This window comes from Pseudomonas sp. GM18 (assembly GCF_000282195.1).
In the GTDB taxonomy this organism is placed as follows: Bacteria; Pseudomonadota; Gammaproteobacteria; order Pseudomonadales; family Pseudomonadaceae; genus Aquipseudomonas.
Window position 1 is genome coordinate 30,408 of the sequence record NZ_AKJT01000070.1, and the last position, 22,682, is coordinate 53,089.

Below are 22,682 nucleotides of genomic sequence, written 5' to 3' on the forward strand. Positions count from 1 at the left end.
GATAGACCGTGTCGCCTTCTTCGCGAGCAAGTCGGATCGCCGCCCAATCAGAACTTGATGAAGTTCTTGCGGTAGTGCTGCAGCTCGGCGATCGATTCGCGGATGTCGTCCAGGGCCAGGTGGGTGCTGCCCTTTTTGAAGCTGTCGCGTACGTCCGGCGCCCAGCGCGCGGCCAACTCTTTGAGGGTCGACACATCGAGGTTGCGATAGTGGAAATAGCTTTCCAGCGACTTCATGTGGGTATAAAGGAAGCGACGGTCCTGGCAGATGCTGTTGCCACAGATCGGCGACTTGCCCTTCGGCACCCATTTCTCCAGGAAGGCGATGGTCTCGGCTTCCGCTTCGGCCATGCTGATGCGGCTGTCGCGAACCCGTTGGGTCAGCCCGGAGCCGCCGTGCTGACGGGTATTCCACTCGTCCATGCCGGCGAGGATCTCGTCGCTGTGATGGATGGCGATTACCGGGCCTTCGGCCAAAGTGTTCAAATCACTGTCGGTAACGATAGTGGCCATCTCGATGATGACGTCGGTATCAGGGTTCAGACCGGTCATTTCCAGGTCGATCCAGATCAGATTCTGCGGGTTTTGCATTGTGTCGGCTCCTAGGCAATGGTTCGCAGTTTAGCCTAGGCCGGTGCCCGGGCGTGCTAAACTCGCGGCCGTTTTACCTAATCGCTGCATTCTCGATACGGAACACCCATGGCCAAACGCCAACTCAATCGTCGTCAAAACTGGCGCATCGAAAAGATTCAGGGCGAGCGCGCTGCCCGCGCCGCCAAACGCGAGTCCTCGGCTGTCGAGGCACTCGAAGGTGGCGACCTGGGTCCGGAACAGACGGGCCTGGTGATCGCGCACTTCGGTGTGCAGGTCGAAGTCGAGGCCCTCGATGGCGAATTGGCCGGCCAGGTATTCCGCTGCCACTTGCGCGCCAACCTGCCGGCGCTGGTGACCGGCGATCAGGTCGTGTGGCGTGCCGGCAACCAGGGCATCGGTGTGATCGTGGCGCAACTGCCGCGTAACACCGAGCTCTGCCGCCCGGACAGCCGTGGCCAGCTCAAGCCGGTGGCGGCCAACGTCGACATGATCGTCATTGTCTTCGCCCCGCTACCCGAGCCTCACGCCAACCTGATCGACCGTTATCTGGTCGCCGCCGAACACGCGGGTATCCGGCCGTTGCTGCTGCTGAACAAATTCGACCTGATCGACGAGCAGAACGCCCCGGCGCTGAATGCCTTGCTGGCGGTTTACCGCACGCTGGGTTACCCGGTGCTGGAAGTGTCGGCGCACCACGGCAACGGCATGGAGCAACTTCAAAAACTGTTGGACGGGCGCATCAGCGTGTTCGTCGGCCAGTCCGGCGTCGGCAAGTCGTCGCTGGTCAACAGCTTGCTGCCGGAAGTCGAAACCCGCGTCGGCCCACTGTCCGAGCTGTCGGGCCAGGGCACCCACACCACCACCACCGCGCGATTGTTCCACTTCCCCGGCGGCGGCGAGTTGATCGACTCCCCGGGCATTCGGGAATTCGGCCTGGGCCACGTCAGCCGCGCCGACGTCGAAGCCGGTTTCATCGAGTTCAACGACCTGCTCGGCACCTGCCGCTTCCGCGACTGCAAACACGACCGCGAGCCGGGTTGCGCCCTGCTCAAGGCTCTGGAAGATGGCCGCGTGCAGCAGCAGCGGATGAACAGTTATCGGTCGATCATCGCCAGCTTGCCTGAAAACAGCTATTAAACAGACGCGCCAGCCGCCCCGACATCAATGGGACGGCTGGCCGCTCGTAACCACCTACAAAACAACCTACAAAACACCCCGTCGACTTAAACATCAGATATTTCTGTAGGGCGTCAGCACGCCTGTTTGAAGGCCACTTCTCTTTAACCGTGAAGGCCTTGTCCCAGCTATTCAACTGCATACATTCAAGCCCTCTTCGCACATTAGCGATACCGAGGGACAGCCATGCAAACCTATCATTTGTTCATCAGCCACTCGTGGAACTATTCAGACGCCCACGACAATCTGGTCCGCCTGCTGGGCGCACAGGCCCTCGGCGCCTATTACCGCGAACTCGCCCTCAAAGGACATTTCTGATGCCCGTATTCATCAGCTATCGTCACGTGGATCGACCCTACGCGATCGCCATCAGCAGCCGTCTGATACAGGCCAACATCAAGACCTACTTTGACGTGCTGGATCCGGAATCACAGACCACCGATGACATCACCGGGGTCATCACCCGCAACATCACCGCGTGCACGCATCTGATGGCGGTGGTCTCTGACAAGACTGCGCTCTCGTGGTGGGTGCCGTTCGCAATCGGCGAAGCGACCATCAGCAACCGGCGGATTTGCTCATTCCAGACCGAACCGGCGGAGTTGCCGCTGTACCTCGATAAATGGCCAAAGCTCAGCACCAACAAGGATCTGGAGTTTTTCATTGATGCCTACCGTGAAGAAGTGGCGACCAAGCGCTCAATGACACTGGATTCGATCAGTGAATCCCTTTACGGCACCTACAGACGCAATGCCGAGCTGTTCCATGACCAGCTCAAGATTCGCATCCGACGGGGTTTCTGAGAGGCGCAAAAAAGCCGCGATGATCGCGGCTTTCTGGTCTTCAGCATGCCTTGCATGCACTGGGCTGGGCTGGAAGCTGCCCCACAGCGCTTGCGATACCGTGCGTGAAAAATGAATTAATTGAGACTGAAGGCTTCTTGAATGGTCTTGATCAAGCGGTCGCCATCCACCCCTTTGTAACCTTGAGGGTTTGACGCAAGCTCAGCGGGCACTTGGCTGAGAAATGACGTCAAATCGAGAGCTATTCGTTCTGAAAGCTCGGTCATTCCTTCTGTAAGAAGGACAGAAAGTGAGATCACATCTTTGAAGTGCTTCTTGATATCGCGACTGTCCACTTGCACGCCGCTCTCGATCTGCGCCTTCTTGTTAAGCCAAGCATGGGCTTTGAGCGGAACGAGCCTGTCAGCCCCGATGTGACTGACTTCCTGGGTGTGGTCGACGCCAGCCAGGAGAAAGTTGTAATACTCATCATCAAGGATGATCGCAGAAAGGCTTGCGGCTTGCTCCTCTACCGGGACTTTGGTCATTCGGGCCGCTTCTTCGTGCTTCAGGCCATCTGGGAGACGAGAAAAAAGCTCGATCTGAACTGGAAAGGATTTGTCCTCAGGATTCTGGAAGCGATAGAAAACCGGGGAGCCCCCTTCACTGTCGCCATTTTGGCGAATGGTATACCCGCCGTCCTTGATGAACTTCCAGAACTGACCTACGAACTCACGATTGAGAGCCTCAACGACCAGTACGACATCCAGATCCTTGGTGGGTCGAAATGGCTCATCCAGAAGCTCCATGCTAATGGATGCTGCCACTCCGCCAATCAGAACATAGCTGCCCTGATAGTCTTTGAAATACTCTCGAAACCGTTCGATACCCACTACCATTTCACGTTCTCCATCATTTCATCCAAACACATTTGCACGCGGTCATCATGGTCATCCTTGAGACTTAGATAGAGAGAAAATGGGTCTACAGTTCCAGTAGCCATGTTGTTGCGCAGTGGGTCATAGCTCCAAAACTGGATGCAGCACGCTGCATGGCTTTGCGGCACCTCAAAATAGGGAAACGTGGTCTCGAATTTCGATATGGCCGTCTTTGAGGTTGAGCCCCAAAAGCCGATCTCTACCCCATATGCCGTATTCACTTTTTGGCGGTGTTCAGACTGAGCGAGCTCTCGAATGTGCTCGAACTGCGCAGTCGTCATTGCGAAGCCAGGTACTTTTGGACTGGCGAGAAGGCTCATCTCTGCCAGGGCCGCCTCCCCCGCCAACAGCATTGGGGTGTCAAACGCCTCAGGGATTGCATTTAACCAAAGCGTTTTTTTGACCGGCGTACGCATGTAGTCTTTCGCCATTTCCCAAGTCTCTTTAGGAGACAAGTGAAAAAAGATCGCGGCTTCACCCATTTCCTTTCCAGGCTGAACGATGTCCAGGTCGGTCAGCTCTTTGATGGCTCTGGTGACGGTCATTTTCGCGTAGGTAAAGGATTTCTCGAAAGTAGAACGAGTGGTCAGTAGCCGGGACTGCCATCCTTTGATCAAGAATTGAATAAGCATGGATTGAGTGGCGGGACTCAGTACCTGAGGTTTTTCCAGCCGCTGCCTGTAGTACTCGCGCAAATCCATTCCAAACGCGGGAAGATAAAGCTGGTTTCCCGGCACGATGAATTGGACGCCTTTCTCGACCAGTCGTTTTCTGTCATAGCTCGGGAGCGTGTCTGTGACGAAAACCATGAGGTCGCTGGTTTCAGGCATCTTCTTCGCCAGCAGCTTGTTGATTGCCTGCATATGCTTGGCTACATCCGCAACACTAGCTTCCCGTTGTGGACGCTCCTTGAGGATGAGACACCTGACCCCTAAGATTTCCGTGACGAAAAATTCGTATCGGTCACGCAGCGCATACGGAAGGATTTTGACGTGTTCCCACGGTTTGAAGCGTAGCTTTAGGCCTAGCACGCTCTCTACATAGACCTTGAGCTCGATCAGGTCGCGCCTCTCATGGAGGTCGTGGTCGTAGCTGGTAAAGTCAACCATGGTCATTCTTCCGTATCACGATTTCATCACGATATCAGAGGCTCTGATAGCGTGCAAAATTCCTGATATTCTTCCGTGAGTTCTGATGCAGAGTCTCTGCGAAGCGAGATAAAAGATAATGGCCAGGGAGCGAGTGACAGTCGCGGTAGGGATAGAGTTATCTACAACCCTACCGCGACCAGATGCGCGACGATCGCGGCTTTCCGGTCTTCAACGTACGGCTTTTTCCAGCTTCCAGCCCAAAGCATCCAAGGCGTCACAGCCGTCCTGAATCAACAGGTGTGCAGCATTGGCGAAATGTTCCAGATCGTGACCTTCGACGTTTTTGATGCACAGGCAGGTGACGCTATTGAGCAGATTGCGCGCGGCTTTGATTCGGTGAGTGGCGGTTTCGAGGAGATCCGAGACTTTGGCTTCGGTGTCGATGTACAGAGTCGGGCCGACGCTGAAATTGCCTTGCAGGGGATGATACTTAGCCATTAGGTCTAACTCCGGTCACTTGGGTGAGGTTTCATCTTTGTTTCGACCGGCTAAGATCGATCGCCGATTCGTCGGCGACGGGCGAACTATAGGCGAGCAACCTGGGGAAGTAAAACCCGGCCAATACGCATCGGAACTGTCCTACGCCATTCTCCGAACAAGCCTCACTCCTTGATTTTTACCACTGGCAGCGTCAGCCCATTGCGCAGTGAATCAATCAATCCGCCTTCCGTTCGTTGCTGCCTTTTTCGAGTTCCATATCGGCAATCGCTGCCCGCCTTTGCCGATCTCGATCATTTTCGTGACGTCACGAAAATGATTAGCGGCATCCACTCCAGCAGTTTCGCTGTTGCAGCTGTGGCAAGGATTGATTGTCCATAACGACTTCCTGATAAAACGCCAAGGTGTAAACCTTATTCGGGACGAAGCAGCAGAGACAAAAAAGCCGACATCTCTATCGGCTTTTTTGTGGGTCACTACTTGGCTGGCGCTGCCGGCTTCGGCGCCGGATTATCAAACAGGTTCAAACGCTCGCGAAGCTCATGGGCCGGCAGCGGTTCTTTATCCGCCGGCAATGCGTTCGGATCGGCTGGCGGCGCGGGCACTTCGCCTGGCCCGCCCTGCCCTTGCGTCGGCGCTGGCGCCGGTTCGGCACCTTGTTCGCCTTCGATGGCACGCTGGGCCTTCTTGGTCAGCACCACGATGTCGATCCGGCGGTTGACCGGGTTGAACGGGTTCTCCCGGTCGAACAGCGCCGACGAGGCATAACCCACGACACGCGCCACCTGTGAGTCCGGGTAGCTGCCGGCGACCAATGCACGACGAGCCGCGTTGGCGCGGTTGGCCGAGAGTTCCCAGTTGCCGAAATCGCCGGTGCCCGAGTAAGGCTTGGCATCGGTGTGGCCGCTGATGCTGATCTTGTTCGGCACCGCTTTGATGGTGTCGGCCATGGCCAGCAGGATGTCTTCGAAGTACGGCTTCAGACGCGCACTGCCGGAGTCGAACATCGGGCGGTTTTCGGCGTCCATGATCTGGATGCGCAAACCGTCCTGGGTGATCTCGAATAGGATCTGGTCCTTGAATTTCTGCAACTGCGGATTTTCATCGACCTTGTTCTGCAACTCTTGCAGCAACAACTCCAGGCGCTCTTTCTCGACCTGTTCGGCCATGCTTTCGACCTGTTCGGAGTCGACCGTCACCTTGTCCGGCTGAGGCTGGGATTTCACCTCGGGGTTGAGGGTGGTCTCCGGCGCCAGGGTCGGCGAGCCGCCCAGGTCGATGATGTACGGCGTACCGCTTTCGGTAAAACCGACCGGGTCCTTGAAGTAACCGGCGATGGCGATCTTCTGTTCCGGCGTTGCCGTGGACAACAGCCACAGCACCAGGAAGAACGCCATCATCGCCGTCGCGAAGTCCGCGAAGGCGATTTTCCAGGAGCCCCCGTGATGCCCGCCCGCGTATTTCTTTACGCGCTTGATGATTATCGGCTGGTTATTTTCCATGACTTAGCGACCGCGGACCGCTTGTTCCAGCTCAGCGAAGCTAGGGCGGTGCGCCGGGTACAGAACCTTGCGGCCGAATTCCACCGCCAGCGATGGCGGCATGCCGGAAGCCGAAGCCACCAGCGAGGCCTTGATGGCTTCGTAGACGTTCAGTTCTTCCTTGGCGTCGTGGCCCAGGGCATGGGACAACGGACCAAAGAAACCGTAGGCGGCGAGAATACCGAAGAAGGTACCTACCAGCGCCGCACCCACGTGCAGACCAATGGACTTCTGGTCGCTTTCACCCAGGGAGGCCATGGTCACAACAATACCCAATACCGCCGCGACGATACCGAAACCGGGCATGGCATCCGCGACGCCGCTGACGGCGTGGGAAGGGTGGTCCAGGTCTTCCTTAAGGCTGGTCAGCTCCATGTCGAACAAGCCTTCAAGCTCATGGGGAGCCATGTTGCCGGAGGACATGATGCGCAGGTAATCGCAGATGTACGCGGTCATGCGTTCATCCTTCAGCACCGCCGGGTACTTGGCGAAGATCGGGCTCGCGGCGGCATCTTCGATGTCGCCTTCGATCGCCATCATGCCTTCGCGACGGCTCTTGTTGAGGATCTCGTAAATCAGCCCCAGCACTTCCAGGTAGAAGGTGTGGTTGAAACGCGAACTGAACATGCCCAAGGCTTTCTTGAGCACGTGCTTCGTCATGTGGCCGGGGTTGGCCTGCAGGAATGCGCCAAGGGCCGCGCCGCCGATAATCATCACCTCGAAAGGCTGGATGAGGGCGGCAATCTTGCCGTGGGAAAGCACGTATCCGCCGAGCACGCTCGCGAATACGACGATGATGCCGATAATTTTAGCCATAGGTAGGAGAGCACTTACTGAGTCGGGTTCAAGGTCATATTCGGAAGTTAAAAAATCTCTTCTTCTACTTATCGGCAAAACTGCGCCAGACTATAGCCAGTTAAGGCGAAAAGCTAATTTGACCCGTTCAGGGCATAGGTAAAGCAGACGATGATCGCGTCCAGACATGGCTAACGAAACGAACGTCCCAACGCCAAAACCAACCACGCTTGAAGGCTGGGTCAAGCTTCTCGATGGCGTGCGCCTGCCGGTTCCGCAAGCCAGCCACGACCGGGTCTGCAAAGCCATCCGCGATAACCGCAGCTCCCTGCGCGACATCGCCGAATTGATGCAGGAAAGTCCGGCCCTGGCCTTGAGCGTGATTCGCGAAGCCAACCGTCACACCCATGGCAGCATGACCGAGCCTGCTGAAAACCTTGAGGTGGCAATCAATCGCCTCGGCTTGAAACGCACTGAAGAGTTACTCGACCGCCTGCCTGCTGAACCCCAATCACAGATCCCCGTCGCCCTGCGCCAGCTTCAACTGATCAGCCAGCACGCCACTCAACAGGCCAACGGTTTTTTTGCCAGTCGCCTGGCGCGGCTGTGGCAGGACATCCACTGGGGCAGCCTGCTGTTTCTCTCGCCGCTCTGGCCCATGGCATTGGCCCATCCGCAGTTGCTTGAAGAGTGGGAGTTGCGGGTCATCCATAAAGGCGAGTCGGCACGCAAAGTCGAAAAGCAATTGTTCGGCGTGCGCCTGCTGGAAATCTGTCTGGCGCTGGTGGACGTCTGGCGCCTGCCGATCTGGGTGCAGCAAGGTTATCGGCTGCTGCGCAGCGAGCAACGTGAACTGGTGAAAGTCCTGCGCATCGCACGTGACAGCGATCACCCATTGCGCCAACAGAACCGCCTCGATGACGACCCGACGCTGCGCCGCTGGCTCAATCAGCCCGCCAATACCGTGCTGCTGGCCAACGGTCTGGCGCTGGCGGCACAACAGGCCTGGGACAGTCCCCACTGCGAGCGCTGGCAGTACCTGACCAGCCTTTACCTGCAAATGCCGATGGATGAGGTGCAGCAACAATTGCACCAACAGGCCGCCAACAGCGCTCGTCAACACGCCATGCCGGACCTCTGGCACCCGGCCGAATCGCTGATCTGGCCACCAGGTGCGAACCGCGTTCACGCCGGCTTGCTGCCCGCCCCGGCGCCGACCGCCGAAGACCTGGCGAAGTGGCGCAAGCAATGTGCCGAACTGCTGGTGGAGCCGAGCCGTTTTACCAATGCCATGCACTTGACCACATCGGCCCGGGATGCCCTGGTGGCGTGTGGCATGCGGCGGGTGATGATTCTGATGGCCGACCGCACGCACGCCAACTTGCGTGTGCACCAGACCGCCGGGCTGCCCAAGGAAGTGGCCGGCCTGAACCTGGTGGTCAGCCAGAGCACCGTGCTGCAACGCCTGCTCGCGCAACAGGCCCAGGTACGCCTGACGCCGGCCAACAACGCACAATTCTCGGCCCTGCTGCCAGCCAGCCTGCGCTCACAGTTCAGCGGCGAACACCTGCTGCTGCGCTCACTGGTCAACAACGGCCGGGTGATCATGATCGTGGTAGCGGATCAGGGCGGCGGACCGTTCTCGGAAATCACCGTGCAAGCGTTCGGCAAAACCGCGCAATGCATCGAAAAGGCCCTGCACAGCTTTAGCCACCGCTAGGGCCTGTTATCCGTTATTTCCCGCCCCAAAATAACTGATAACAGGCCCTCATGGCGCTGCGCTACAATCCTCCCCTTTGTGCTCTGGAGACCTCACATGTCTGACTTCTCTGGCTTGGCGCTGGTGATCGAACCGAGCGACCTGCTCCCGCGTCTCGACTCCCGCGAACTGATTCTGGTGGACCTGACCAGCAGCGCCCGCTATGCCGAAGGGCATATCCCCGGTGCACGCTTTGTCGATCCAAAACGCACTCAGCTGGGTCAGGCGCCTGCGCCTGGCCTGTTGCCGACCCACGCCGCGCTTGAAGCATTGTTCGGCGAACTGGGGCACAACCCTGATGCGGTCTACGTCGTCTATGACGACGAAGGCGGCGGTTGGGCCGGGCGTTTTATCTGGCTGCTGGATGTCATCGGCCACAGCAAGTATCACTATGTCGACGGCGGCCTGCCGGCCTGGCTGGCAGAAGGCTTGCCCATGTCGATCCAGATCCCGCCGGCAGTCGGCGGCCCGGTCGCCCTGACCCTGCACGACGAACCTGTCGCCACCCGCGAATACCTGCAAAGCCGCCTCGGCGCCGCTGACCTGGCGATCTGGGACGCACGCGGCCCGCTGGAATACTCCGGTGAGAAAGTGCTGGCGGCCAAGGGCGGGCACATCCCCGGCGCGGTCAATTTCGAATGGACCGCCGGCATGGATCAGGCACGCAACCTGCGTATCCGCACCGACATGCCGAAAATCCTGGAACAACTCGGCATTACCAAAGACAAAGAAGTCATTACCCACTGCCAGACCCACCATCGTTCTGGCTTCACCTATCTGGTGGCCAAGGCGCTCGGTTATCCGCGGGTCAAAGGCTACGCCGGCTCCTGGGGCGAATGGGGCAACCACCCTGACACGCCCGTAGAGATTTAAGTTTTTCAAGGACAGTTAATGAATAAGCGTTTGTTTATCCTCAGCCAATACCTGCTGCCCCATCACTTGCTCTCGCGACTGGCCGGCTGCATTGCCGAATGCCGCGTGCGCTGGTTCAAGAACGCCTTTACCGCCTGGTTCGCCAAGCGTTATCAAGTGGATATGTCCCAGGCGCTGGTCGAAGACCTGACCGCTTACGAGCACTTCAATGCGTTCTTCACCCGCGCCTTGAAAGACGGCGCTCGCCCGCTGGATCAAACCCCGGGCGCGATCCTCAGCCCGGCCGACGGTGCCGTCAGCCAGCTCGGCCCGATCGAACACGGTCGCGTTTTCCAGGCCAAGGGCCACAGCTTCAGCGTGCTGGAACTGCTGGGTGGCGACGCGGCCAACGCAGCGCCCTTCATGGGCGGCGATTTCGCCACCATTTACCTGTCGCCGAAAGACTACCACCGCGTGCACATGCCGTTGGCCGGCACTCTGCGCGAAATGGTCTACATCCCCGGCCGCATCTTCTCGGTCAACCAGACCACCGCTGAAAACGTTCCGGAACTGTTCGCCCGCAACGAGCGTGTAGCGTGCATTTTCGACACTGAACGCGGCCCGATGGCCGTGGTACTGGTGGGCGCGATGATTGTGGCGTCGATCGAAACCGTCTGGGCTGGCTTGGTCACACCGCCAAAACGCGAGCTGAAAACCTTCCGCTACGACGAAGCGGCCCGTGCGCCGATTCACTTGGAAAAAGGCGCGGAACTGGGGCGCTTCAAACTCGGTTCTACGGCGGTCGTGCTGTTCGGGCCGGATCAAGTGAAATGGGCTGAGGGGCTGGGCGCCCTTTCGCCAGTGCAGATGGGCCAGGGCATCGGCTTGCCTACCGCCTGATCCCTCGATCCGATCCCACGAACTCCTTTCGTGGGATCGGACACCTCCTCCCGCTGCGCCCCCTCCGCCAGCGTTCATAGCTGCTACAGTCAAAGTCATTCGTTGCCCATTTCCCGGTCGGAGTTTGTCCACGGCATGAATGACACCAATCCTGCCCTGCTGCTACGCGCACCGATCCCGACGCAGTCGCGCCTGTCTTTCTGCGAAGCCACGCCTCGCGACCTCAAGCGCTGGATCGCCAACCTGCCCAAAGCCAACATCGGCGAAACCGCTCGCCAGTTGTATCAAGGCTTGAGCGAACTCAACCAACTGCTCACACCCAGCGACAATCGCCTGCAAATGCTCGAACTGCTGCGACCCGAGGTGTATTACGTCTGCAAGCATCTGGAACGGCATTTCCTGCATCAGGCCATTGTGCTCGACGAACGCTCGCGCAAGGTTGCCAACCTTTGCCAGGCGCTGCAGAGCCACTTGGCGATCGGCTACAAACAGATCGTCATCCGCATCGCACCGCGTTTCAGCAAAGACCGTGCGCCGCTGCTGACCCAGGCATTGCAACGGGCCGTCCATTGCCTGAATGGTACGTTGATCCGCGCCACCGAGCTGTATTGTCCGGCGCCCGAAGGTCTGTGGCTGGAGCTGCATCAGCTGTACCGGATCGGCTGCGAACATCAGCTGCAACATCAGAACGTGCGCGATGAACTGGCCAGCCAGACGCAAAACCTGAGCATCGAGCACACCTACGTCGTCGCCCTCCTGCTGGGTGCTTCACGCTGCAATCAACTGCGCCAGAACCAGATCGCCCGGCTCGCCGAAGTGCTGGAACCCTGGAGCCGATGGATCAAACTGCAACCGGCCAAACCGGACAGCGGGTTATTTGCCGTCGCCCCGGACCTCGACAGCGGCCCGCGTTATCGCGCCAAGTTCCCGGCCGAACAACAGGAGCGCTTGCTGGGCATCGACCCGCAGCCCCTGGTCGACTCCATCGAAAGCCATCTGCAACAATCGGCCGATAAGGCATCGCCGCTGCCGGTTCCGATGGGGCTGAATCTGGATACGCTGCAACACCTGCATGCCGCCTGGGGCCAGGCCTCCGAGCGCGGTTTCCAGCGCACCGTCGGCCACGGCACATTGACCCTGTGTGTAGGGATGAGCGCCCTGCACTTTTATCTCGGCGGCAAACGCCCGTTCAACGACATCCTGAAAAAACCCGGCGCCCGTCCCGCGCAGTTCTCGGCAGCAGAACCGGCAGGACGCGCCAAGGACCAATGGAACCAAGCCTTCGACGCCGCCCCCCATGGCACGGCAGACACGCTGCTGCCCTACGAAGAGATCGAATATCCACACCTTCAGAAACATGACAACCACGAGGCGTCCGGCCAACAGCATTTCCCGACCTACGCGCTACCGGTGATCAATCACAGCCCTGGCGGTTATTGCCTGGCCTGGCCCGGCGCAGTGCCTGCCGAGCTGCAGGCTGGCGAAATGGTCGGTATCGAGGATACTGCCGGTCAAGGCTGGAGCGTTGCCGTAGTGCGCTGGATCCGCCAGGTACGGGGCGGCGGCACGCAGATGGGTATCGAGCAAGTTGCGCCTTACGCCGAACCCTGCGGCCTGCAACTGATGCGCTCCGACGACGAACATAGTCAGTACTTGCGCGGGCTGTTATTGCCCGCCATCAGCGCCATCGACCTTCCGGCCACCCTGCTCACGCCGCGTTTGCCGTTCCAGGAAGGGAATAAGGTGTTGATCAACACCAATGGCCAGGAGCGCCCGGCCGAGCTGGAGCATCGGGTGACGAGCACCAACAGCTTCAATCAGTTTGCCTACCGCTCGCTGGAGGTAGCCAGAAACGAAAACGCCGCGGAAAGCGGCGTGGTCGGGGCAGCGCAAGAGTTTGATTCGTTGTGGAAGTCGCTTTGATTGTCAGACATTAGTCGGCGGTGATGCCTTCGCGGGCAAGCCTCGCTTCTGTAGGAGCGAGGCTTGCCCGCGAAGAGGCCCGCCCGGACAACCTGAAACTCAGAGCTGCCCGTCGCGATCCCGGAAACCCAGCAGATACAGCACGCCATCCAGCCCAAGGGTGGAAATCGCCTGCTTCGCCGATTGCTTGACCAGCGGTTTGGCACGGAACGCTACGCCCAGCCCGGCAATCGCCAGCATTGGCAGGTCGTTGGCACCGTCACCGACGGCAATCGTCTGCTCCAGACGCAAACCTTCTTTATGCGCCAGCTCACGCAGCAAATCCGCTTTGCGTTGCGCGTCGACAATCGGCTCGACCGCCACGCCGGTGACTTTGCCGTCGACCACTTCCAGTTCGTTGGCGAACACATAGTCGATGCCCAGCTTGGCCTGCAGTTGCTTGGCGAAGTAGGTGAAGCCGCCCGACAGAATCGCAGTCTTGTAGCCCAGGCGCTTGAGTTCGGCGAACAGGGTTTCGGCGCCTTCGGTCAGGCGCAGGGATGCACCGATGGAGTCCAGCACGCTGACGTCCAGCCCTTGCAGCAAGGCCAGGCGCTCCTTGAAGCTGGCGCGGAAGTCCAGCTCGCCGGCCATCGCCCGCTCAGTGATCGCGGACACCTGGTCGCCCACACCGGCGGCCTTGGCCAGTTCGTCGATGACTTCGGCTTCAATCAGCGTCGAGTCCATGTCGAACACCGCCAGACGACGGTTACGGCGGAACAGCGAATCTTCCTGGAAGGCGATGTCGACGTTCAGTTCTTGCGCAACGCTGAGGAATTCGGCCCGCAGCGCTTGCGGGTCAGCCGCCTCACCACGCACGGAAAACTCGATGCAACCCTTGCCCTTGTCGGCCGGGGTGTCCAGCGGCATGCGCCCGGACAGACGATCGATATGGTCGATGTTCAAACCGTATTTGGCGGTGATCGAGCTCACACGCTGCAATTGCTCGGCGGTGACTTTGCGGGTGAGCAGGGTGACGATGTGGCGTTTCTTGCCCTGGTTGCCGACCCACTGCTGGTAATCCTCTTCGGACACCGGCGTGAAACGCACCTGTTGCTCAAGCTCATAGCCTTTGAACAGGATGTCTTTGAGCACCGAGTTACCCTGCTCGGTATCAGGAATTTCAACCAGGATGCCGAACGACAGGGTGTCGTGGATCACCGCCTGACCGATGTCGAGAATGTTCACACCACCCTGGGCCAGAACGCCGGTTATGGCCGCAGTCAGACCCGGACGGTCGACTCCCGTGATGTTTATCAGGACGATTTCGCGCAAGGCGCACCCCCGCAGGTGGAAAAAAACCGCATTCTACCCATTTTCAGTGACCATCGGGCACCGCGAGCGCTTTGACGGTCTATGGCCTGTCGCTATACTGCGCGTCAACTTCACGGACTAAAGAGCCGAGCTCAAGTGAACCGGCCCACGCCAGTAAAAACCGATAACTTCTTTCTGCTGATCTTCCGGGCACTGCGTCATCGCCGTGTACCGATCGCATTGCGCATTGCCAGCCATAACGTGATCCTGGTCGCCCTGGCCCTGGTGATCTATGCCTGTGTGATGGGTTTGCAGTTCAAGCAGGCCATGCACGAGCAGGCGGATGCCCTGGGCGAAAGCCTGACCACCCAGACGGCTACGTCAGCTACGGAGCTGTTGGTGTCCAACGACATCCTCAGCCTGAATGTGCTGCTCAACAACCTGACCAAGAACAAGCTGGTGGCCCACGCTGCCATCTACAGCGTGGATAACCGCATCCTCGCCGAAGCCGGTCAGCGCCCCAAGCACGGCCTGCTGGGCGAAGCCGAAGGCATGTACCAGAGCAAGATCACCTTCCAGGACGTGACCGCCGGGCAACTGCGCATCAGCCTGGACATGGATCAGTTCCAGCAGCCGATGACGATTAGCCTGCAAAGCATGGGCATTCTGAGCGCGATTCTGCTGGCGCTGTCCCTGGCCTTGAGCCTGCGCCTGGGACGCAATATCTCCACGCCGCTGCTGCAGCTGCGAGTGTGGCTGCGCAATATCGACGAATACACCCCGGCCACCGAACGTCAAGATGAAGTCGGCGATCTCGCTCGCCAGCTACACGCCAATTTCGCGCCGGAGCCGGCCGAGCCTGAGCCCGTTCCAGAGCCCGAGTTCGACGACAGCGATGACGATGAGGAGGCCGATCCGGCCTTCGAAGTACGCAACCTGCGCGATCCGAGTTTCGATGAAACCAGGCCTGTGGCCAGCGTCAAGCCTGCGCCACGGCGCATTGTCAGCACGGTCGAAGATGACGAGGACGACGAAGACCCGTTTGCCGATCTGCGTGACGACTCGACAGACAGTGCGCCGAAACCCGGCGCAAAGCCGCAGGTATCGAACGTACCTCAACACAGCGCGGTACTGGCGGTGCAACTGGGCGCACAGGATCAACTGCGTCGCCTGCCCCGCACACGTCTGGAAGAGCTGCTCAAACGCTACCGCGATTGCCTCGATCAGGCTGCGTCGCTCTACCAGAGCGAACTGCACACCCTGAACGATGGCAGCACCCTGATGCTGTTCCATACCGAAGACAGCGGCGATGACTACCTGACCAACGCCATCTGCTGCGGTGAGTTGCTGCGCGCCCTGGGCCATCAGTTGCAGATCGAAGTCGCCGACAGCGGCATCACCCTGCAATTGCAGTTGGGCCTGACCTTGGGCGACGAACTGTTCGGCTTGAGCCAGATCGACCTGCTGTTGACCGAAACCGCTCAAGATGCGCTGGCCCTGTCGCAACACAGCCGCAACCTGCTGCTGGTGGAACGCAAGATCAGCGACGACGCACTGATTCGCCAGCGTGCGCGGATCCGCCCGATTGCAAGCCCTGAGGGTGCGTGCTGCGTAGAACGCCTGATGGAGCCTTATCCGTCGATGCTGGAGCGGCAACTGGCGCGGATGCACGAACGCCGGGCGTAAACGTTACTCCTCGTTGTAAAGAAGCCCGCAAACGAGCGATCGTCTGCGGGCTGATCGTTCCCATGCTCCGCGTGGGAATGCCTCCAGGGACGCTCCGCGTTCCACCCGGAACCTTGCACTGATGTGACGCAGAGCGTCACGGGCTGCATTCCCACGCAGAGCGTGGGAACGATCATCTCTAACCTGCAGAAACAACAAAGCCCGCACAAGGCGGGCTTTGTTCTGGACTCAATCCGGGCTCAGAACCTGAACACTTCCATATCTGTACGAATCGGCGAAGCCATCGGGATTTTCGGCTGTTTCTCCGGCTCTGCTGCCGGTGCCACAGGCTTGGCAGCCGGTTTGCGCGGTGCCTCAGCGATTGGCGGCTGGTTGGCCAGCGGCTTGAGCGCTGTCGACAGTTGCTCGGCCAGACGCTGCAGCAACACACCCTGGGCCTGAACCTGAGACGCCGTGCCGCCGGCGTGCTGCTCCTGCAGATGAATGATGCGGTTATCACGCACCTGGCCACGACGGTCGATCAGGCGCCATTGCGCATCCAGGATCGCCGGTTGCGACGCACCCGAGTCCAGACGGGTGATGGTCAGCAGAACCTGAACATCCGGCGTGAAGCCCACTGACGCAGGTGCCAGGACAACGCGCTGGCTGTCCAGATGACCGGCGACCTGACGCAGCAACAGCTGATCGATGTCCGACGACAGACTGCCCGCCCAACGACCGTCGGCCGATGCTTGAAGGCTGCCATCCGGCTGACGCTGCAACAAGGTTTCGCGTTGCAGGTAATCAGCAACCGTTACCGGACCCAACAAAACCGCCATGCCCGCGCTTTGCGCAGGTTGAGCCGGACTTCCGCTGTCCAGCTGATACAGCGACACCGGCTGGTGCACGCTGCAACCCGCCAGGCCAAGAACGCCAGCGAGCATCAAAATAAAAGGAAGGCGCAGAGCAGTCATCGTCCCATCCAGGTGGCTGCCACAAGGCTCACCACAGTGAAAATACTCAAAAAATATGAAGAACGCTCGGCCACGCCGGCGCTTGAAAGGCCATATCATCCGTGAATATGCGTTCCGACTCCAGCGCCAAAGCGTCGATCTACGCGTCAAATCGTAGATCGAGCGCTCTAGGACGCTTAATTGAGGTTTTCGACGAACAGCGCATCCACCCTCTGGAAGCCGCGTGGCAGTTTGTTACCGCGACGCCCACGCTCACCTTTGTAGTGTTCGAGGTCGTCCGCCTTCAGTGACAGGGTACGCTTGCCGGCTTGCAGCACCAACGTGGCACCTTCCGGCAACACGGCAATGTCCGTGACATATTCTTCGCGACTGGCAACACGTTCACCGGAAATCCCGATGATCTTATTACCTTTACCTTTACCTAATTGTGGCAGATCGCTGATTTTGAAGATCAGCAGGCGACCCTCGGTGGTTACCGAGGCCAGCCAGTTCTGTTCACGATCGGCCACCGGACGCGGCAGAATAACCTTGGCGTTGTTCGGCAGGCTCAACAGGGCCTTGCCCGCCTTGTTCTTGGCTTGCAGGTCTTCGCCCTTGACCACGAAGCCGTAACCGGCGTCGGACGCAATCACGTACAGCGCGTCGTCTTCAGGCATCAGCACGCATTCGAAGCTCGCCCCTGGCGGCGGTGTCAGACGACCGGTCAGTGGTTCGCCCTGGCCACGGGCCGATGGCAAGGTGTGGGCCGCAACCGAATAACTGCGACCGGTGGAGTCAATAAACACCGCAAACTGGTTGGAACGCCCGGCTGCCGAGGTCTTGAAGCCATCCCCGGCCTTGTAGGAAAGACCGGTAGCGTCGATTTCGTGACCTTTGGCAGAGCGAACCCAGCCTTTTTCCGACAGCACGACCGTCACTTTCTCGTTCGGCAGCAGATCGTGCTCGGTCATCGCCTTGGCTTCGGCGCGCTCGACGATTGGCGAACGACGGTCGTCGCCATAGGTTTCCGCATCCTTGATCAGCTCGCTGCGTACCAGTTTCTTCAGTTTGGCTTCGCTACCCAACAGGGCTTGCAGCTTGGCCTGCTCCTTGAGCAGTTCATCCTGCTCGGCACGCAGCTTCATTTCTTCCAGTCGCGCCAACTGACGCAAACGGGTGTCGAGAATGTAGTCGGCCTGGATTTCGCTCAGGGCGAAGCGCTCGATCAGGCTGGCCTTTGGGTGCTCCTCGGTACGGATGATGTGGATTACTTCATCCAGGTTGAGGTAAGCAATCAACAAACCGTCCAACAGATGCAGGCGACGCTCGACCTTGTCCAGACGGAACTGCAGGCGTCGACGCACGGTCCGCACGCGGAACTCCAGCCACTCCACCAGCAATGCGCGCAGATTCTTGAGCTGCGGCTTGCCGTCGAGGCCAATGATATTGATGTTGACCCGGTAGCTGGACTCAAGCTCTGTGGTCGCGAACAGGTGCTGCATCAGCGCTTCGTGATCGACCCGACTGTTGACCGGAATAATCACGATGCGGCATGGGTTCTCGTGGTCCGACTCGTCGCGCAAGTCCGCAATCTGCGGTGCTTTCGACGGTTTGGCCTGCATCATCGCGGCAATCTGCTCGAGCACTTTGGCGCCAGAGACCTGGTGCGGCAGTGCCGTCACGACGATGTCGCCGTCTTCGACGTGGTAAACAGCGCGCATGCGCACCGAACCGCGACCAGTTTCGTAGATTTTCAGCAGGTCGGCGCGCGGCGTGATGATCTCCGCTTCGGTCGGGTAATCCGGCCCCTGAATGTGTTCGCAGAGTTGCTCGACCGTGGCTTTCGGTTCATCCAGCAAGCGCACGCAAGCGGTCGCGACTTCGCGCAGGTTATGCGGCGGGACGTCGGTGGCCATGCCCACGGCGATACCGGTGGTGCCGTTGAGCAGGATGTTCGGCAAACGGGCCGGCAACACCAGAGGTTCTTCCAGGGTGCCGTCAAAGTTCGGGCCCCAGTCCGCGGTGCCCTGGCCCAATTCGCTGAGCAGCACTTCGGAATAACGCGACAGCCGCGCTTCGGTGTATCGCATGGCCGCGAAGGACTTGGGATCGTCCGGCGCACCCCAGTTACCCTGGCCGTCGACCAGCGTGTAGCGGTAGCTGAACGGCTGGGCCATCAGCACCATGGCTTCATAGCACGCCGAGTCGCCGTGAGGGTGGAATTTACCGAGCACGTCACCGACGGTACGCGCCGACTTCTTGTGCTTGGAATCGGCGTCCAGCCCCAACTCGCTCATCGCATAGACGATGCGTCGCTGAACCGGTTTCAGGCCGTCGCCGATATGCGGCAAGGCACGGTCCATGATCACGTACATGGAGTAGTTGAGGTAGGCATTTTCGGTGAAGTCAGCCAGTGACCGGCGTTCTACACCGTCCAGGCTGAGATCAAGGGAGTCGCTCATGCGGGCCTCATTATTTCGTGGTCTGGCGCAGCAGCATGGTGCCACCGCGCTGGGTAAATTCAAGTTTGTTCAGTGCGCTCATGCCGAGCAGCACTTGATTGCCGTGCAAACCGGGCGCCACCAGCGCGCGAACGTCACGCAGCACGATGGCGCCCAATTGCAGCCGGTCGAGGCGGGTTCGATAGCCCTCGCTCAAGCCATTGGCCGTGCTCAGGGTCACCCCGAAGCCTTTTTCCAGTTTCAAGCGCTCAGCCATTTCGGCCGGGATCGACACATCGGTCGCGCCGGTATCGAGCATGAACTCCACGGGCTGGCCGTTGATCTGGCCGGTGGCGACAAAATGCCCCTGGCTGTTGCCGATCAGCTTCACTTCGATAAAACCCTGGCCCTGCTCAGAGCTGACGACGGTGTTGGGATTCTGTTGACGCTCCTCCCACTGTCCGAAGAACCGCGTCGCCAAAAACAGCGCGGCGCCCCATGCCAGCACCAGCAACACCCGACCGGCGCGTTTGCCCGGCGGTTGCTGACTCATGGCTTGGCACTCCAGCCACCTTCAGGCGCGGCAAAGCGCCACACAATCGGGCGCACCTCACCGTCGGCACGCGCACCGTTGTTGTTGTCGATACCGATCCAGGCACCGTCGACGTCGATGATCAGCGCTTCCGCCAGCCCAAAGGGCTGCGAATAACGACGATTTTCCTGCAAGGCCTCGGCGGCAAACGACCAGCAGCGCTCGACCTTGGCCGTCACCGCATCACGGCGGCAGATCTGGAAGGCATTGCGCTCAAGGGTAAACAGTTTGCCGTCAAACAATGACAGATCGGCAAAATCCCGGGGGCGCGCTTTGGCGTTGGGAAATTGCGCTGGTTGCATTTCTACCCCGCCTTCACTCAGCAACACACAACCACCATCGCAGTCCCACACCGTTTGCTGGCGCTTGATCAGCAGCAGACCACGGCGCTCACGCTCGGCGGCCAGCCACAGCGTGTCACCGGCCGGATTGATCGCCAGGCCTTCGAACAACGCATTGAAGTGCAACAACATGCCGCTCGCCCGTGCTTCGCGCACCAGCATCGGCGAGATTTTCAGCCAGGAGGCGGGCCCGATTGGCGGTACTTGCAACACCGTGGCGTGACCTTCACTGACGATGTAACGATTGCCGGCGCTGTCGCAGGTGATACCTTCGAAATCCAGATCCCCACCGCGCACGAACGATGCCGCCCAGGTCCGCGAACGCAAGCCCCAGGGCAAACCGCTGTCGGGCACCAGGGGTACGTCAATGTGCACGGTTTCGGCTTGCCAGGTGGGGTTGCGGGTGTCGAGGCGATAGATTTGATCATCGTCGCGATCCGAAACGGTCCACAGCTCCTTGCCACACTGGGCCAGCCCCGACAGATTGCCGCCGCGCATGCCGTCGACGGCATGTTCGGACAACAGGCGCAGCTCTGGCGCGGGTTCGGCAGAAACCGTCACCGAAGTCAGCAGCAACGCACATGCCAGGGCCCAGCCAAACCGCATCAGCCCAGAACCTCGGCCAGGTTGCCTTTGGACTCCAGCCAGGTCTTGCGATCGCCTGCGCGTTTTTTCGCCAGCAGCATGTCCATCATTTCCGAGGTCTCGGCGAAATCTTCACCCAGCGTCAGTTGCACCAGACGCCGTGTGTTCGGGTCCATGGTGGTTTCGCGCAACTGCGGCGGGTTCATTTCACCCAGGCCTTTGAATCGGGTGACCTGCGGCTTGCCGCGCTTCTTCTCGGCCACCAGGCGATCGAGGATGCCATCGCGCTCGGCCTCGTCGAGGGCGTAGTAGATCTCTTTGCCCAGGTCGATACGGTACAGCGGCGGCATCGCGACGTAGACGTGACCGGCATCCACCAGCGGGCGGAAATGCTGGACGAACAAGGCGCAAAGCAGGGTTGCGATGTGCAAACCGTCGGAGTCGGCGTCGGCGAGGATGCAGATCTTGCCGTAACGCAGCTGGCTCATATCCGCCGCACCCGGGTCGACACCAATCGCCACGGCGATGTTGTGCACTTCCTGACTGGCCAGTACTTCACTGCCGTCGACTTCCCAGGTGTTCAGGATCTTGCCGCGCAACGGCAGGATCGCCTGAAACTCTTTGTCTCGCGCTTGCTTGGCCGAACCACCGGCGGAATCACCTTCCACCAGGAACAGCTCGGAACGCATCGGGTCTTGCCCGGCGCAGTCGGCGAGTTTGCCCGGCAATGCTGGCCCTTGGGTAATGCGTTTACGCTCGACCTTCTTGCTGGCCTTCAGACGACGGCCGGCGTTGTTGATCGCCAGTTCGGCCAGCAACATGCCGGTTTCCGGGTTGGCGTTGAGCCACAGGCTGAAGGCATCCTTGACCACACCGGAAACGAAGGCGGCCGCTTCACGGGAGGACAGGCGCTCTTTGGTCTGGCCGGAGAATTGCGGTTCCTGCATCTTCATCGACAGCACGAACGCGATGCGCTCCCAGACGTCTTCCGGCGCCAGCTTCACACCGCGCGGCAGCAGGCTGCGGAACTCGCAGAACTCGCGCATGGCGTCGAGCAAGCCCTGACGCAGACCGTTGACGTGAGTACCGCCCTGGGCTGTCGGGATCAGGTTGACGTAGCTTTCCTGAACGCTGTCGCCACCCTCGGGCAACCACAGCAACGCCCAATCGACGGCTTCCTTGTTACCGGCCAGGCTGCCGCAGAACGGCTCGTCCGGCAGGCGTTCGAATTCGCTGACCGCGTCTACCAGGTAGGAGCGCAGGCCGTCTTCGTAATGCCATTCGACTTTCTCGCCGGTGGCCTTGTCTTCAAAACTGACCAGCAACCCCGGGCACAGAACGGCCTTGGCCTTGAGCACGTGCTTGAGGCGGCTGATGGAGAATTTCGGCGAATCGAAATACTTCGGGTCCGGCGCGAAGAACACGCTGGTGCCGGTATTGCGCTTGCCGACGGTGCCGACCACTTCCAGTTCGGTTTTCTTGTAACCGTCGGCGAAAGTCATCTGGTATTCGTTGCCGTCACGTTTTACACGCACCCGGACTTCGGTCGACAAGGCGTTGACCACGGAAATACCCACCCCGTGCAAACCGCCGGAGAACTGGTAGTTCTTGTTGGAAAACTTGCCGCCCGCGTGGAGTTTGGTGAGGATCAGCTCGACACCCGACACCCCTTCTTCCGGGTGAATGTCCACCGGCATGCCACGGCCGTCATCGCTGACTTCCAGGGAGTGATCGGCGTGCAGAATGACCTGCACCGACGTCGCGTGCCCGGCCAAGGCTTCGTCGACGCTGTTGTCGATGACTTCCTGGGCGAGGTGGTTCGGCCGACTGGTGTCGGTGTACATGCCGGGGCGTTTGCGCACCGGGTCGAGGCCCGAGAGGACTTCGATGGCGTCTGCGTTATAAGAGCTAGCGCTGGGAGTGGCCATGGGGTCTCGTCGTCAGTGTCAGTAAAAAAAGAGGCG

19 protein-coding genes and 1 pseudogene are annotated in these 22,682 nt (G+C 59.7%); 8 read left to right on the forward strand and 12 right to left on the reverse strand.

From position 1 onward, the window contains the following. Nucleotides 1-47: 47 nt before the first annotated feature. Nucleotides 48-590 carry an oligoribonuclease gene (gene orn / locus PMI21_RS10430; RefSeq protein ID WP_007939601.1) on the reverse strand — a complete coding sequence of 181 codons (543 nt, stop codon included), beginning with the start codon at nt 588-590 and terminating at the stop codon, nt 48-50. 108 nt (nt 591-698) lie between these two features. On the opposite strand from orn, the gene rsgA reads away from it, so the two are divergent. The 3 genes and pseudogenes from rsgA to PMI21_RS10420 all read left to right on the forward strand — a co-directional run bounded on the left by rsgA (nt 699) and on the right by PMI21_RS10420 (nt 2,572). After that, entirely contained in the window at nt 699-1,730 is a 1,032-nt protein-coding gene (rsgA, locus tag PMI21_RS10425; RefSeq protein ID WP_007939602.1) for a small ribosomal subunit biogenesis GTPase RsgA, read from the forward strand. A gap of 225 nt (nt 1,731-1,955) precedes the next feature. Beyond that, nucleotides 1,956-2,042 (forward strand): annotated as a pseudogene (locus tag PMI21_RS29045) (TIR domain-containing protein); the annotation flags it as partial. 44 nt (nt 2,043-2,086) lie between these two features. Beyond that, nucleotides 2,087-2,572: a toll/interleukin-1 receptor domain-containing protein gene (locus PMI21_RS10420; RefSeq protein WP_007939604.1), complete on the forward strand. Its 486-nt coding sequence runs from the start codon at nt 2,087-2,089 to the stop codon at nt 2,570-2,572. Between the two features lie 116 nt (nt 2,573-2,688). On the opposite strand, the gene PMI21_RS10415 is transcribed toward PMI21_RS10420, so the two are convergent. The 5 genes from PMI21_RS10415 to motA all read right to left on the reverse strand — a co-directional run bounded on the left by PMI21_RS10415 (nt 2,689) and on the right by motA (nt 7,435). Further along, the gene (locus PMI21_RS10415; RefSeq protein WP_007939605.1) at nt 2,689-3,450 is read right to left on the reverse strand and encodes a hypothetical protein; all 762 of its coding nucleotides are present in this window, start codon (nt 3,448-3,450) and stop codon (nt 2,689-2,691) included. Beyond that, complete coding sequence (locus tag PMI21_RS10410) at nt 3,444-4,598, reverse strand: hypothetical protein (RefSeq protein WP_007939606.1); 1,155 nt, start codon at nt 4,596-4,598, stop codon at nt 3,444-3,446. Before PMI21_RS10410 ends, PMI21_RS10415 begins: the two co-directional genes overlap by 7 nt. A gap of 210 nt (nt 4,599-4,808) precedes the next feature. Further along, complete coding sequence (locus tag PMI21_RS10405) at nt 4,809-5,078, reverse strand: hypothetical protein (protein ID WP_007939608.1); 270 nt, start codon at nt 5,076-5,078, stop codon at nt 4,809-4,811. A gap of 476 nt (nt 5,079-5,554) precedes the next feature. Next, complete coding sequence (gene motB, locus PMI21_RS10400; RefSeq protein ID WP_007939610.1) at nt 5,555-6,580, reverse strand: flagellar motor protein MotB; 1,026 nt, start codon at nt 6,578-6,580, stop codon at nt 5,555-5,557. A gap of 3 nt (nt 6,581-6,583) precedes the next feature. Continuing rightward, complete coding sequence (motA, locus tag PMI21_RS10395; protein ID WP_007939611.1) at nt 6,584-7,435, reverse strand: flagellar motor stator protein MotA; 852 nt, start codon at nt 7,433-7,435, stop codon at nt 6,584-6,586. A gap of 166 nt (nt 7,436-7,601) precedes the next feature. On the opposite strand from motA, the gene PMI21_RS10390 reads away from it, so the two are divergent. The 4 genes from PMI21_RS10390 (at nt 7,602) to PMI21_RS10375 (ending at nt 12,848) form a co-directional block, all read left to right on the forward strand. Beyond that, complete coding sequence (locus PMI21_RS10390) at nt 7,602-9,134, forward strand: HDOD domain-containing protein (protein WP_007939612.1); 1,533 nt, start codon at nt 7,602-7,604, stop codon at nt 9,132-9,134. A gap of 96 nt (nt 9,135-9,230) precedes the next feature. Further along, a complete protein-coding gene (gene rhdA / locus PMI21_RS10385; protein WP_007939613.1) occupies nt 9,231-10,046 on the forward strand; it encodes a thiosulfate sulfurtransferase in 816 nt (271 codons plus the stop codon). Nucleotides 10,047-10,064: 18 nt separating this feature from the next. Continuing rightward, complete coding sequence (asd, locus tag PMI21_RS10380) at nt 10,065-10,925, forward strand: archaetidylserine decarboxylase (RefSeq protein ID WP_007939614.1); 861 nt, start codon at nt 10,065-10,067, stop codon at nt 10,923-10,925. 135 nt (nt 10,926-11,060) lie between these two features. Next, a complete protein-coding gene (locus PMI21_RS10375; RefSeq protein WP_007939615.1) occupies nt 11,061-12,848 on the forward strand; it encodes a hypothetical protein in 1,788 nt (595 codons plus the stop codon). Nucleotides 12,849-12,947: 99 nt separating this feature from the next. On the opposite strand, the gene serB is transcribed toward PMI21_RS10375, so the two are convergent. After that, nucleotides 12,948-14,162: a phosphoserine phosphatase SerB gene (serB, locus tag PMI21_RS10370; protein ID WP_007939616.1), complete on the reverse strand. Its 1,215-nt coding sequence runs from the start codon at nt 14,160-14,162 to the stop codon at nt 12,948-12,950. A 135-nt stretch (nt 14,163-14,297) separates the two neighbouring features. Here serB and PMI21_RS10365 point away from each other — a divergent pair, with 135 nt between their 5' ends. Beyond that, nucleotides 14,298-15,827, forward strand: a complete 1,530-nt coding sequence (locus PMI21_RS10365; protein ID WP_007939618.1) for an AhpA/YtjB family protein — start codon at nt 14,298-14,300, stop codon at nt 15,825-15,827. Nucleotides 15,828-16,066: 239 nt separating this feature from the next. Here PMI21_RS10365 and PMI21_RS10360 read toward each other — a convergent pair whose 3' ends face one another. From PMI21_RS10360 to parE, 5 genes are all read right to left on the reverse strand, one after another. Then, nucleotides 16,067-16,780: a PqiC family protein gene (locus tag PMI21_RS10360; protein WP_007939620.1), complete on the reverse strand. Its 714-nt coding sequence runs from the start codon at nt 16,778-16,780 to the stop codon at nt 16,067-16,069. 176 nt (nt 16,781-16,956) lie between these two features. Then, nucleotides 16,957-19,221, reverse strand: a complete 2,265-nt coding sequence (gene parC / locus PMI21_RS10355; protein WP_007939621.1) for a DNA topoisomerase IV subunit A — start codon at nt 19,219-19,221, stop codon at nt 16,957-16,959. Between the two features lie 10 nt (nt 19,222-19,231). After that, nucleotides 19,232-19,753 carry a retropepsin-like aspartic protease family protein gene (locus tag PMI21_RS10350; RefSeq protein WP_007939622.1) on the reverse strand — a complete coding sequence of 174 codons (522 nt, stop codon included), beginning with the start codon at nt 19,751-19,753 and terminating at the stop codon, nt 19,232-19,234. Next, nucleotides 19,750-20,739, reverse strand: a complete 990-nt coding sequence (locus tag PMI21_RS10345) for an esterase-like activity of phytase family protein (protein WP_007939623.1) — start codon at nt 20,737-20,739, stop codon at nt 19,750-19,752. Before PMI21_RS10345 ends, PMI21_RS10350 begins: the two co-directional genes overlap by 4 nt. Further along, nucleotides 20,739-22,646, reverse strand: a complete 1,908-nt coding sequence (gene parE, locus PMI21_RS10340) for a DNA topoisomerase IV subunit B (protein ID WP_007939624.1) — start codon at nt 22,644-22,646, stop codon at nt 20,739-20,741. Before parE ends, PMI21_RS10345 begins: the two co-directional genes overlap by 1 nt. Between the last annotated feature and the right edge of the window lie 36 nt (nt 22,647-22,682).